Annotated in this window: 11 protein-coding genes; 7 read left to right on the top strand and 4 right to left on the bottom strand. The window is 60.7% G+C overall.

What is annotated here, in order from left to right; all coding sequences use genetic code 11:
• Nucleotides 1-210: 210 nt before the first annotated feature.
• The 3 genes from glcF to V6R85_RS04510 all read right to left on the bottom strand — a co-directional run bounded on the left by glcF (nt 211) and on the right by V6R85_RS04510 (nt 4,405).
• The gene (gene glcF, locus V6R85_RS04500; RefSeq protein ID WP_060726046.1) at nt 211-1,512 is read right to left on the bottom strand and encodes a glycolate oxidase subunit GlcF; all 1,302 of its coding nucleotides are present in this window, start codon (nt 1,510-1,512) and stop codon (nt 211-213) included.
• Nucleotides 1,513-1,515: 3 nt separating this feature from the next.
• Complete coding sequence (locus V6R85_RS04505) at nt 1,516-2,730, bottom strand: FAD-binding protein (RefSeq protein WP_111833688.1); 1,215 nt, start codon at nt 2,728-2,730, stop codon at nt 1,516-1,518.
• Between the two features lie 241 nt (nt 2,731-2,971).
• Nucleotides 2,972-4,405 carry an FAD-linked oxidase C-terminal domain-containing protein gene (locus tag V6R85_RS04510; protein ID WP_080865868.1) on the bottom strand — a complete coding sequence of 478 codons (1,434 nt, stop codon included), beginning with the start codon at nt 4,403-4,405 and terminating at the stop codon, nt 2,972-2,974.
• Nucleotides 4,406-4,515: 110 nt separating this feature from the next.
• Between V6R85_RS04510 and V6R85_RS04515 the strand changes: the two genes are divergently transcribed.
• Entirely contained in the window at nt 4,516-5,415 is a 900-nt protein-coding gene (locus V6R85_RS04515; RefSeq protein ID WP_003503202.1) for a LysR family transcriptional regulator, read from the top strand.
• Between the two features lie 62 nt (nt 5,416-5,477).
• On the opposite strand, the gene V6R85_RS04520 is transcribed toward V6R85_RS04515, so the two are convergent.
• On the bottom strand, nt 5,478-6,752 hold the full coding sequence (locus V6R85_RS04520) for a DUF3422 family protein (RefSeq protein ID WP_111833689.1): 1,275 nt from the start codon (nt 6,750-6,752) through the stop codon (nt 5,478-5,480).
• Between the two features lie 291 nt (nt 6,753-7,043).
• On the opposite strand from V6R85_RS04520, the gene V6R85_RS04525 reads away from it, so the two are divergent.
• From V6R85_RS04525 to V6R85_RS04550, 6 genes are all read left to right on the top strand, one after another.
• Nucleotides 7,044-7,817 carry a FadR/GntR family transcriptional regulator gene (locus V6R85_RS04525; RefSeq protein WP_020010510.1) on the top strand — a complete coding sequence of 258 codons (774 nt, stop codon included), beginning with the start codon at nt 7,044-7,046 and terminating at the stop codon, nt 7,815-7,817.
• A gap of 103 nt (nt 7,818-7,920) precedes the next feature.
• On the top strand, nt 7,921-9,267 hold the full coding sequence (locus V6R85_RS04530) for a glycosyltransferase family 4 protein (RefSeq protein WP_336377023.1): 1,347 nt from the start codon (nt 7,921-7,923) through the stop codon (nt 9,265-9,267).
• Nucleotides 9,264-10,010, top strand: a complete 747-nt coding sequence (locus tag V6R85_RS04535; RefSeq protein WP_099085626.1) for an HAD family hydrolase — start codon at nt 9,264-9,266, stop codon at nt 10,008-10,010. Before V6R85_RS04530 ends, V6R85_RS04535 begins: the two co-directional genes overlap by 4 nt.
• Before the next feature lie 299 nt (nt 10,011-10,309).
• A complete protein-coding gene (locus V6R85_RS04540; RefSeq protein ID WP_035212549.1) occupies nt 10,310-10,750 on the top strand; it encodes an NUDIX hydrolase in 441 nt (146 codons plus the stop codon).
• Between the two features lie 161 nt (nt 10,751-10,911).
• Nucleotides 10,912-12,420 carry an inorganic phosphate transporter gene (locus tag V6R85_RS04545; protein WP_060726040.1) on the top strand — a complete coding sequence of 503 codons (1,509 nt, stop codon included), beginning with the start codon at nt 10,912-10,914 and terminating at the stop codon, nt 12,418-12,420.
• 14 nt (nt 12,421-12,434) lie between these two features.
• Nucleotides 12,435-13,172 (top strand): 16S rRNA (uracil(1498)-N(3))-methyltransferase, encoded by a 738-nt coding sequence (locus V6R85_RS04550; RefSeq protein ID WP_162695458.1) that lies wholly within the window; start codon nt 12,435-12,437, stop codon nt 13,170-13,172.
• Nucleotides 13,173-13,234 lie beyond the last annotated feature (62 nt).

Genomic DNA, 13,234 nt, shown 5'->3' on the forward strand with positions numbered 1-13,234 from the left:
CCCTCTTCCCTCATTCCTGTGCTCGTCACAGGAATCCAGCCGTCGCGCGCGTCTGCGCGGCGGGGAGAGTCCTTTCAGCCCAAGTCCTTGGGCTGGCTGGATCCCTGTGACAAGCACAGGGATGAGGAGAAGCCTCCGAAAGGCGCACCGGCCCCAACCTATCGTCACGCGCCGTCATTCCGGATCGCTGCCTTATCGGCAAACGGCGCTCTAAACCGAAAGCCTCGCCGGTTTCGGCCCGCCATAAGCCCAGTCCAGCAGCTCCACCGTGTGCAGGATCGGCATATCAGTGCCGGTTCCGATCTGCGTGATGCAGCCGATATTGCCGGTGGCGATGACATCCGCCCGTGTGGCCTCGATGTTCTTCACCTTGCGGGCCTTCAGCTTGCCGGAAATCTCCGGCTGCAGGATGTTGTAGGTCCCTGCTGAGCCGCAGCAGAGATGCCCCTCCGCCGGATCACGCACTATGAAACCCGCCGCCTTCAGCAGCTGTTTCGGTGCGAGCGTTATCTTCTGGCCGTGCTGCATGGAGCAGGCGGAATGATAGGCAACCGTCAGGCCCTGGCTCTGCCTTTGCGGCAGATCGAGACCGGCGAGATATTCGGTGATGTCCTTCGCCAGCGCCGAAACCCGCGCGGCTTTTTCCGCATAGGCGGGATCAAGCCGCAGCATGTGGCCGTAATCCTTGATGGTGGTGCCGCAACCCGACGCGGTAATGATGATAGCGTCAAGGCCGCCATTTTCCATCTCCCGGGTCCAGACATCGACATTACGCCTTGCTTGAGCGAGCGCCTCTTCCTCCCGGCCCATATGATGCACCAGCGAGCCGCAGCAGCCCTCGCCCTTCGGCACCACAACCTCAATGCCAAGCCGCGCGAGAAGCCTCAGCGTTGCCTCATTGATACCGGGGTCGAGCACCGGCTGGGCGCAGCCGGTAAGGATGGCGACGCGCCCGCGCTTTTCGCCCTCGGCCGGTCTTTCTCCCGGACGGGTGGAGGCGGAGGCCGCAGGAACAGCAGCGGGGGCGAGAGCGAGCATGGATTGCAGCGGTTTTAGCGCCGGGGCTTTGGCAAGCAGGCCCGCGAAAGGCCGCGCCAGCCTTGCCAGCTGCAAGGCCAGCCGGAAACGGGTGGGATGGGGCAGAACCGCGACCAGAAGATTGCGGATCAGCCGATCCATGAACGGGCGCTTGTACGTCTGTTCGATGTGGGCGCGGGCATGATCGACAAGATGCATGTAATCCACGCCGGAGGGACAGGTGGTGGTGCAGGCAAGACAGGAAAGACAGCGGTCGATATGGGTGACGACCTCACGGTCGGCCGGGCGGCTGTTTTCCAGCATGTCCTTGATGAGGTAAATACGGCCGCGCGGGCTGTCCAGCTCGTTGCCGAGTGTCACATAGGTGGGACAGGTGGCAGTGCAGAAACCGCAATGCACGCATTTGCGCAGGATTTTTTCGGATTCCGCCACATGCGGATCGGCCAGTTGCTGCGGCGTGAAGGATGTTTGCATGGTTCAGACCGCCCTTTGCATCGTTACGGCCATCTTGCCGGGATTAAAGATGCCCGCCGGATCGAGTTTTTCCCTGATACGTGCAGACAGGATGGCCTCCGCCGCCGGGCGCGGTTCGAAGGCCGCCACAGTGGCGCGCACGGCATCGCTTGCCCTCACCAGCGTGGCATGGCCGCCGCCCAGCGCCTTGATAGCGCCGCGCAGCAAAGCGGCCTCCGGGTCCGCCTCCATCTGCATCCAGACAAGACCACCCTGCCAGTCATAAAAGGCATCGATGCCCGCTTCCATGCGTAGCGCAGCGACGAGCCGGTGGCCGGCGGCAGGTGCAACGGAGACTTTCCACAGCGGCTTGGTATTCTGACCGGCATAGGGCGCAACATCGCACACCTGCCGCCATAAAAGCCCGCTCTCTTCGCCCTCCAGCAGCGCCCATGGCCCGACCCGGTCCATGACGGAGAGGAGTTTACGGGCGCGCGCTTCCACCGAGGCGGAGAGCCCTTCCAGCCGCAGAATTGTCGCCGGACCTTCCGGCAGGTCGCCATCGATGAAGCGGGAACGCACGCTTTCGGGCAGATGCGCCGCTCCGGAGACCTCGACGCTCAGCGCCATCGCCGCGGCCATGATGCGTGTCGCCGCCTCATCGTCGAGACCGGAAACGACCACGGTTTTTTCCGCAGGCGGTTTCGGCAATACGCGGAAAGTCACCTCCGTGAGAAAACCGAGCGTGCCGAAAGATCCGGCAAGGAACTTCGACAGGTCGAGCCCGGTGACATTCTTCATCACCCGGCCGCCGGCCTTGATGATCTCGCCGCTGCCATTGACGAAACGGATGCCGAGCAGGCTGTCGCGGGCGGCACCCGCCACATAACGGCGCGGGCCGGAGGCATTGGCGGCAAAGACGCCGCCGATGGTCGGCTCACCTTCTGTGCCCATGATCGGGCGGTGGTCCATCGGCTCGAAGGCCATCATCTGCCGGTTTTGTGCAAGGGCGGCTTCGATGGTGGCAAGTGGCGTGCCGGCCCTGACGGTCATGACCATTTCGGCGGGGACGTAGGAAACGATGCCAGCCATTGCGCGGGAGCTCAGCCCGGTTTCCGCCGCCACGGCATTGCCGAAACCGGAGCGGGTATTGCCGCCGAAGATTTTCAGCGGGATTCTTCGGGTCGCGTGGTCGCGGATGATATCGGCGACCTGGGTTTCTGCGTACGGCGTCAGCATGGGGTTGCGGGCTCCGGGCATGGGACAGCGAAGTTTTCGCAAGGGATACCCCCCTCCGCCCTGCCGGGCATCTCCCCCTCAAGGGGGGAGATCGAATCGAGGCGATCTCTCACTCCACTCTCGAACGCTGCGAATGAAGCGATGCGCGGGCGTCTTGCCGATCTCCCCCCTTGAGGGGGAGATGCCCGGCAGGGCAGAGGGGGGAGAGCCGTACCCACAGAGACCATAAAACTCACACCCATCACTCCCTCCCCTCCAGCGGAAACACCTTGGAAGGATTCATCAACCAACCCTCGTCAAAAGCCGCGCGCACCGCCATCTGCTGGGCAAGATCGGCCTCACCATATTGGTGGCGCATCAGATCGCGTTTTTCGATGCCCACACCATGCTCGCCGGTCAAACAGCCACCCGCATCCACACAGAGCTTCAATATTTCATTGCCTGCCTCTTCCGCGCGGGCCGCGTCTTCAGGATCATTGGCATTGAACAGGATGAGCGGATGCATGTTGCCATCACCGGCATGGAAGACGTTTGCGACGCGCAGGCCGAGACGGTCGGTGATCTCGCTCGTCTTTTTCAGCACATAAGAAAGCTGGGAAAGCGGCACCGTGCCATCCATGCAGATATAATCCGCGATGCGGCCCGTTGCGCCGAAGGCGGATTTGCGGCCTTTCCAGATCGCCGCAGCCTCCATGGCCGACTGGCATTCCTTCACCGTCTTCACGCCATGTTTTCGGGCAATGGTGACGATATCGGCAAGCATGGCGTCCATTTCCGCCTCGGAGCCTTCGACCTCCACGATCAGAAGCGCGCCGACATCCAGCGGATATCCCGCTTTGGCGAAGGCCTCGCAGATCTCGATGGCCGGCTTGTCCATGAACTCGATGGCAACAGGGATGATACCCGCACCGATGATATCGGCCACGCAGGAGCCCGCTTCTTCCGAGGTCTCGAAGCCGAACAGCACCGGGCGCGCGCCTTCCGGCTTGGCGATCAGCCGTACCGTCGCCTCGGTGACGATGCCGAGCTGGCCTTCCGAGCCGCAGACGAGGGCGAGCAGGTCGTAACCGCCGGCATCGAGATATTTGCCACCCAATTCGAGAACAGTGCCATCCACCAGCACCATTTTCACGCCGAGCAGATTATTGGTGGTGACGCCATATTTCAGGCAATGCGCGCCGCCGGAATTCATGCCGATATTGCCGCCGATGGTGCAGGCCAGCTGCGAACTGGGATCAGGCGCATAAAAGAAGCCTTCAGCGCCGGCCGCATCGGAAATGGAGAGATTGGTAACTCCCGCCTGCACCCGCGCCGTGCGATTGTAAAAATCAAGCTCAAGGATCGCGCTCATCTTCGAAAGGCCGATCACCACCGCATCCTCCTGCGGGATCGCCCCGCCGGAAAGCGAGGTGCCTGCGCCGCGCGGCACGACTGGAATGCCGTAGCGATGACAATATTTCATCACCGCCGCCACGTCCTCGGTCGTCTTCGGCAGCGCCACGGCAAGCGGCAGGCGGCGATAAGAGACAAAGGCATCGGTTTCGAAAGGCACGAGTTCGCGCGGCTCGTGCACAAGACAGTCCGCCGGCAGAATATCCTTGAGATCCGCTATGATGCGGTCGCGATCTGCGACCACCTTCGCGCGCGGCTCCAGAAACTTTATCGGCTGTGTCACCGCCCCTCCTCCATGCCATTTCACCAACTGGTATTGTTTCTTTACCACTTTGAAACGGCGCAATCAAATGATATGGATTTTTTCCATTCCGGAAACAATCAAGGGCAACTATGACAAATCTGGGCGATCTGGAAGTCTTCGCAAGCGTTGCCGCCTCCGGCAGCATGTCGCTTGCCGCCAAGGAGCTTGGTTATTCGCCCGCCGTCATTTCCAAGCGCATCAAGCGGCTGGAAGAAAAGCTCGGCGCACGACTTTTCCAGCGCACCACGCGGCAGATTTCTTTGACCGAAGCGGGACAGGGCTTTTACGAGCGGGTGCTGGCCGTATTGGAAGGGCTGGAGGAAGCGGAGGATTTCGTCTCCGGCCGCGCCAACACCGTCAACGGCACACTGAAGGTTTCCGCACCCACCTCCTTCGGGCGCATGCATATCGCGCCGCATCTGAAGACATTCATGGAGCGGCATCCGGACCTCTCGGTCCATCTGGTGCTCAGCGACGAGTTCATCGATATCATCGAGGGTGGTTACGACCTGGCTATCCGTATTGCCGATCTCAACTCCTCCAGCCTCGTCGCCCGCCGTCTGGCGCCGGTGCGCCGCGTGCTCTGCGCCTCGGCGGACTATGTGGCGGCCCACGGCATGCCGGCGACAATCGAGGATCTGAAGAAACACCGCTGCCTGCCGGCGCACAATAACGACGTGTGGCGACTGGAGGGGCCGGGCGGTGCGCTCAGCATCCGGCCGGAGGGAATGCTGGTCACCAATTCGAGCGAAGTGATCCGCGAGGCGGTGATATCAGGACTTGGCATTGCGCTGCGTTCCACCTGGGATATCGGCCATGAATTGCGCAGCGGGAAGCTGGTACAAGTGCTGCCCGGTTATGAGGGATCGCGCAATGTCACGCTGTCGGCGGTTTATCCGAGCCGGCAGTTCCTACCCGCGAAGGTGCGGCTGTTCATCGACTATCTGGCCGGACTTTATGGGCCTTCGCCCTATTGGGAGCAGGGTTGAAGGCGCCGCCGCCTTCCTCATCCCTGTGACAAGCACAGGAATGAGGGAGACTAGGTGGTCCCTTAGTGCCCGCCCTCTGCATGGGAGCGGCGGATGCGGCGCACGACCCACCACACGCCAAGCACGGCGACGGGAACGGAGATACCGGTGACCACGGCCGGATCAACCGGAAGCACATCATGGCTGATCGCCTTGGTGAGATAACCGATGAGGCCGACGACATAATAGGAGATGGCGGCGACCGAGAGGCCTTCGACCGTCTGCTGCAGGCGAAGCTGCATGGCGGCGCGTTTGTTCATGGTGTTGAGCAACACCGTGTTCTGCCGCTCCAGTTCCACATCGATCCAGCTTCGAACCAGAGCCGTGGCGCGATAGAGCTTGCGCGACAGGTTGGCCTGCCGCTCCTCCACCGACTGGCAGGTGCGCATGGCGGGCGCCATGCGCCGTTCCAGAAAGCTGCCCATGGTCTCATGGCCCTGCACCGGCGTTTCCGCCAGCGCCCGGATGCGTTCGCGCACGATGCCGTCATAGGCGCGGCTGGCGCCGAAACGATAGAGGCTGAGCGCGGCATTGGCTTCGAGTTCCGCCGCAAGCCGGGTCATCTCCGCCAGCAGCGCATCGGCCTCGTCGCGCGCACCGTTTTTCATGCGTTGGGTGATGCCGGTCAGACCATCCTCGATGCGGCGGATTTCCGGCGACAGCGTCTGCGCCATCGGCAGGCCAAGCATGGCGAGCGTGCGGTAGGTCTCGATATCCAGCAGCCGCTGCACCAGCGCGCCGCGGCTGTAATCGGTGAGGCCCCGGTCGATCACCAATATCTGCGTCAGCCCGTCGCGATCCTGGCGGAAATCGGTGAGGATAGCGGCCTGCCCGTCGCGCACATCGCTGTGACAGAGGCTGGTCGGTTCGAACATCGCTTCCGCCTGGGAGGTGACACCGTTCTCAGGACGGATTTCCAGCCGCACGCCCGAGATTAGCGAGCCGGGTGGCGAAAAGCCGTCGCCGAAGGGATCGCCCGCGATTTCGCCGCCAAATTTTTCCGGTGCGGGGCCATCCCAGAACCAGGTCGAGAACTCGGTATGCCGCTCCCAGCGAAGAGTCCCCTGCCCCCAGGGCATGGCATGGTGGCGGGCATCTCGTTCCGGTGGTGCGACACCACGGCTGCGCGACATTTCCGCGATGACCGAGTGATGCACGGCCGAGCCGCCATCCATCATGAAGGCGAGCTGGATGATGATGCGCGATGGGGCGAGCAGCACGGTCGGCCGCGCATGCACCTCGCCCAGTGCCAGCGACCTTTCCGGCGCGCTTGCGAATGCAAATCTACCCTTGGCCATTGCGATATCGTCCCCGCTTCTTGTCCCGGATTTCTAAGCCATCGATCGCAATGAAAACACCGCAATCGAAGCCAATGTAATTGTTTTGATCCATCTGGCGGAAGAATCCGCCATCATCACCCTGTCCAGCTGCTGCTTTAACAAAAGCCAGTTTCAAAGGGCAGATGCCGTGTTGCCGCAGGCAGGAAAAGGCACACGAAGAACTGGATAGAATATTTGACCAGTGCGACGCTTCGCTGGTACTTTGCACGGCATCAAATACGGGGCGGCATCTCGCCGGAGACTTCTGCGATGGACGAAACGCTTTTTGCGCGCATCGAGCACAGCCGCACATCGCAGGAGGTCGTGCTGCGGTTTGAGGAACTGATCCTCGACGGCATCTTGCGGGATGGCGACCGGCTGCCGGGCGAACGGGAACTGGCGCAGAAGCTGGATGTATCACGCCCGATCCTGCGGGAAGCGCTGAAGGAGCTTGAGACCCGCGGCCTTCTCGTGAGCAGACATGGCGGCGGCACCTATGTCGCCGATATTGTCGGCGCGGTCTTTTCAGACCCGCTCAGCGCACTGATCACCCGCCACAGCAGGGCGACGCGGGATTTCCTCGAATATCGCCGTTATATCGAAGGAATGACCGCCGAACTTGCCGCACAGCGGGCGACAGAGCCGGACCGGCGCAACCTTGCCGCCATCGTCGACAGGATGCGTGAGGCGCATGAGGCGGGCCGCTTCGAAGAGGAGCTTTCGGGCGATGTGGAGTTTCACAATGCCATTGGTGAGGCAGCGCATAATATCGTGCTGATGCACACGCTACGCTCCTGCTACCGGCTTCTGAGCGACGACATTTTTTACAATCGCCATCTCATCTTCACCGTCGCAGGCGCCCATGACGAGGTGTTGAGGCAGCATATCGCCATCCACGACGCCATCGCCGCCGGCGATCCGGCAGCGGCAAGAGCGGCGGCGGAGGCCCATATCGACTTCATCGTCGAGACGACATCCAAGGCGCATCAGGCGCAGGAATGGGACCGGATTTCCCGTTTGCGACAGCAGCAGCGCAGCGGCTGAAAACACCATCTTGCGAAATGCGCCATCCATTTTATTCGATTTTTGATGGAACCTTTTGTGCTCTTCGGTCTTTTTATCGGGTTAATTGGAAAAATTTACCAAGATGGGACCCATGACAACCACGAGCGAAACTGAACGCTATCCGCGGATAGCTCTCATGTCGACGCATGGCTATGTCGCCGCGCACCCGCCACTTGGCGCGGCCGATACCGGGGGACAGGTGGTTTATGTGCTTGAGCTTGCACGCAAACTCGGCCAGCTCGGCTACACCGTCGATCTTTATACCCGCCGTTTCGAAGACCAGCCGGAATTCGATGAGGTTGACGAGCGCGTCCGTGTGGTGCGCATTCCCTGCGGCGGGCGCGATTTCATTCCCAAGGAATATCTCCACCGTCACCTGATGGAATGGTGCGAAAACGCGCTGCGTTTCATCAAGAAGAACGACCTGAATTATTCTTTCATCAACAGCCATTACTGGGACGCCGGCGTGGCAGGCCAGAGGCTCTCCGAAGCGCTCAAAATCCCGCATCTGCACACGCCGCATTCGCTCGGCATCTGGAAGAAGCGCCAGATGGAGACCGACTATCCGGAAAAGGCCGATACGTTCGAACTGGAATTCAACTTCAGGGAACGCATTCAGCACGAGCTTATCATCTATCGCAGCTGCGACATGGTGATCGCAACCACTCCGGTACAGCTCGACGTGCTGATTGAGGATTACGGGCAAAAACGCAAGCATATCCACATGATCCCGCCGGGTTATGACGACAACCGTTTCTTCCCGGTTTCGGATGCGACGCGGCAGATGATCCGGCAGCGTTTCGGCTTCGAGGGCAAGGTGGTGCTGGCGCTCGGGCGGCTCGCCACCAACAAGGGTTATGATCTGCTGATCGACGGCTTCTCCGTTCTTGCGGAGCGTGAACCGGAAGCCCGTCTGCATCTCGCCGTTGGCGGTGAGAATATGGACGAACAGGAAACCACGATCCTCAACCAGCTAAAGGAGCGGGTGAAAGCGCTCGGCCTGGAAGACAAGGTCGCGTTTTCCGGTTATGTCGCGGATGAAGACCTGCCGGATATCTATCGCGCCGCCGATCTTTTCGTGCTTTCCAGCCGCTATGAGCCGTTCGGCATGACCGCGATCGAGGCGATGGCGAGCGGAACGCCAACCGTTGTCACCATCCATGGCGGGTTGTTCCGGGCCGTGAGCTATGGCCGCCATGCGCTGTTTGCCGATCCTTTCGACAAGGAAGACCTCGGAATCACCATGATGAAGCCCTTCAAGCATGAGCGGCTTTACGGGCGACTTTCCCGCATGGGGGCACACAAGGCGCGCAGCCTGTTCACTTGGACCGGCATTGCCCAGCAGCTGCTCGCCCTTGTGGAAGGCAGGACCATGATGCCGGTTCTGGAAGAAGCCGACTGGGCAGAACCATGGAACGACGGCGATTGAAACCACTTCGTCTTTTTTCCACCGATCTCGACGGAACCGTCGTCGGCAATAATGACGCCACGCGCCGGTTCCGCGATTTCTGGCAGTCGCTGCCGGACGATCAGCGCCCTGTTCTCGTTTTCAACAGCGGCAGGCTGATCGACGACCAGCTTACCCTTCTGGAAGACGTGCCGCTGCCGCAGCCGGACTATATCATCGGCGGCGTCGGCACCATGCTGCACGCGAAGGCGCGCAGCGAGCTGGAAAGCGCCTATACCCATTCCCTCGGCACCGGTTTCGACCCGCAAAAGATCGCCGAGGTGATGGCCGACCTGCCGGGTGTGACGATGCAGGAGGAGCGTTATCAGCACGGCTTGAAATCGAGCTGGTTCCTGCATGACGCCGATGACGCCGCGCTCGGGGAGATCGAAGCAGCGCTTGTAGCGGCTGATATCGACGCCCGTCTCGTCTACTCCAGCGATCGCGACCTTGACATCTTGCCGAAAGCCGCGGACAAGGGCGCAGCGCTCACATGGTTATGTGGACAATTACGCATCGGCCTCGACGAATCAGTGGTTGCGGGCGATACTGGCAATGATCGGGCGATGTTCGAGTTGAAGAATATTCGCGGCGTGATCGTCGGCAATGCCCTGCCGGAGCTTGTCTCGCTGGCACATCAGGAAACACGCTTTTTTCACGCGGCTGCGAGAGAAGCGGACGGTGTGGTCGAGGGCCTCCGGCACTGGGGTATAACCCCTGATTAAAGCAGCCCCGACCACAATTCATAGCGGCTTTGCATTCTGAATGGCTTGAAGGCAGGCAGAGAGAGTATTACCGCATCGGCTGTCCGGCTGCGGGGAACCGCCCGGTCAGAACTTTGTTCGCAAATCTACCACATCCCCTGCGCCCAAAGGCTTCATCAGCATGAAGACAGTAGTGGGTTATGGGTAAAGGGGGATTGGCGGAATCTGCGGCATCTCTATATTAGCAATTATCACTACCCGGCAAAGAGGATTTATTCGGATTGAAGATTTTGAATCGATTGGCGACAGATGTTGGCTTGATGTTGCGCAGACCGCCGCGACAGCAATATGCGGCGCTGTGCTATCGATTGTCGAAAAAAAATCCGGGGCCGGAAGTCTTACTGCTGACCAGCAGGGATACGGGCCGATGGGTCATTCCCAAGGGCTGGCCGATGGCCAACAAGAAGGCCCATGCGGTGGCCGAGCAGGAAGCCTATGAGGAAGCCGGTGTCAAAGGCACGGTGGAAAAGGCGCCCTTCGGTTATTACGACTACGAGAAAAAGCTGAACAGCGGCGTCAACGTGCCATGCAGGGTGCAGGTGCATCTGCTCGAAGTTTCGGAAATGCAGGAAAGCTTTCCCGAGAAGGAATCGAGACGTTTGGAATGGGTCAGTCCGCAAGAAGCTGGCAAGCGCGTCAACGAGCCGGAACTGAAGGCGCTTATGCTCGCTTTCGACAAGCGGATGGCGCATTCGAAATAGCGCGCCCGCCCCTGATGTGGCAATGTGCAGTTTGTTTTTCCAACATGGCTTTTATCGTCTTTCCTTTTGGAAAGATGTGCGAGATGTAACAGTCTTTCTGTAAATTGCCTTCAACCTGCGACGCTGCCGGACGAAAGGGAATGCTGGCAAACGAGGTGTGAATGGCAACGAAGCCGCCATCAAACATGAAGCCGACGCTCGACAAGGATCTCGACAAGTTCACCCGTGTCGAAGAGGCGACGCTGCACGTCACGCAGCAGCTTGCCGGCCTTGGCGCGGGGTTCATGTTCGTTGTCCTCGCGGCGGTCTTCGCGGGCGCTTTCGTCACGGGCACTGCGGGTGCCGTCATCATCATCGCCGCCGTCGCCATCGGCGCTTATATGGCCATCAATATCGGCGCGAATGACGTGACGAACAATGTCGGCCCGGCGGTCGGCGCCAAGGCCATGCCGCTTGCCGTTGCGCTCATCGTCGCCGCCATCTGTGAGATCGCCGGGGCATTGATCACCGGCGGCAATGTCGTGGAGACCATTTCCAGCGGCATCATCAACGTCGAGACCATCCCCGACAGGACCGCCTTTTCCTGGGCGATGCTGTCGGCGCTTCTCGCCGCCGGCCTTCTCGTCAATATCTCGACCTGGACAAGAGCGCCGATCTCCACCACCCATACGGTGGTCGGCGGGGTTGCGGGCGCCGGAATGGCCGCCTATGGGGCGAAAGCGGTCGACTGGCTTTCGCTCGGCAGCATCGCCTTCGCATGGGTACTCGCACCCTTCATCAGCGCCTTCATCGCCGTCGCCATCCTTGCTTTCATCAAGGAATTCATCATTTACCGCGAAGACAAGATCGGCTCGGCCCGGCTGTGGGTTCCGGTTCTCATCGGCCTGATGGCGGGCGTCTTCATGGCCTATCTCATCTGGGTCGGATTGCGGCAGCTCATGCATGTGTCGCTTGGCCATGCCAGCCTCATAGGGCTGGTGACCGGGCTTGTGGCGTGGCGGCTTTGTGTGCCGATCATCCACAAACAATCGGAAGGGCTGGAGAACCGCAACCAGTCGCTTCGAATCCTGTTCCAATGGCCGCTCGTTCTCGCCGCCGCCTTGATGTCCTTCGCGCATGGGGCAAATGACGTTTCGAACGCCATCGGCCCTGTCGTGGCCATCGTGCGCGCCCTGCATGATGAGGCGGTGAGCACCTCCGCCCGCGCACCGCTGTGGGTGATGCTGGTCGGCGCCTTCGGGCTTTCCTGCGGTATTCTTCTTTATGGCCCGCGCCTCATCCGCCTCGTCGGTGAACAGATCACCAAGCTCAATCCGATGCGCGCGTTTTGCGTTTCCGTGGCCACGGCGCTCACTGTCCTCGTTGCATCGCGCTTCGGCCTGCCGGTCAGCACCACCCACACCGCCATCGGCGCGGTGTTCGGCGTTGGCTTCTTCCGTGAATGGTATACGCAATCGTCACGGCGGCGGCAGGAGCTCGTTCAGGCGGGAGCCGGCCAGACAATCCGCCGCGCCCAAAAATATGCCGACAATCCCTCCGAGGTGCGCCGCCGTTATCTCGTCCGGCGCTCCCACTTCATGACGATCATCGCCGCCTGGCTGGTCACCGTTCCCTTAAGTGCAACGCTTGCAGCGCTGCTCTATTGGCTCATGTCCTTCCTCTTTCTCTAAAACCGAAAAATTCCATGCGCGCTAATTTCCGGATGCAACGCCTTTATATCGAAGCCAATCTTGCCGAAGGCGTCGCGCAGGAGGCAACAACCGAACAGTTCAACTATCTCGCCAATGTGCTGCGCATGACCGACGGCGCGGAAATCCTGCTGTTCAACGGGCGTGACGGCGAATGGAAAACGAGACTTACCTTTCCGAGCCGCAAGAAGATCGTGCTCGTTCCCCTCGAGCAGACACGTCCGCAGCCGCACGCACCTGACCTGCATTATCTTTTCGCGCCGCTGAAAGTCGGGCGCATGGACTATCTGGTGCAGAAGGCGGTGGAAATGGGCGCCGGCCTGTTGCAGCCGGTGATGACGCAGCATGTTCAGGGCAAGATTCACAACACCGAAAAGCTGCGCGCCAACGCCATCGAGGCCGCCGAGCAGTGCGGCATACTGTCCCTGCCCGACGTGGCCGAACCTGTGAAACTGAAGGACATGCTCGAGTCCTGGCCTCACGACCGGCGCATCATCTATTGCGACGAAGGCGATGCGGGGCAAAATCCGTTGCCGATCCTGCAATCCGTCACGGAACGCAAAATTGCCCTGCTGGTCGGCCCGGAAGGCGGATTTTCCGAAGAGGAGCGGGAGCTTCTGCGCGGCCTTTCCTTCGTTACCCCCATTCCGCTCGGGCCGCGAATCATGAGGGCCGATACGGCCGCCGTCGCCGCACTTGCAGTCATTCAGGCTGTTATCGGCGACTGGAACTGAGAGGCACCATTGCGCTTCATGCATCTTTAAAAGAAATTCATTTGCCTCCGGATACGATCCGG

This window comes from Agrobacterium sp. CCNWLW32, assembly GCF_037083425.1.
Taxonomy (GTDB): Bacteria; Pseudomonadota; Alphaproteobacteria; order Rhizobiales; family Rhizobiaceae; genus Agrobacterium; species Agrobacterium radiobacter.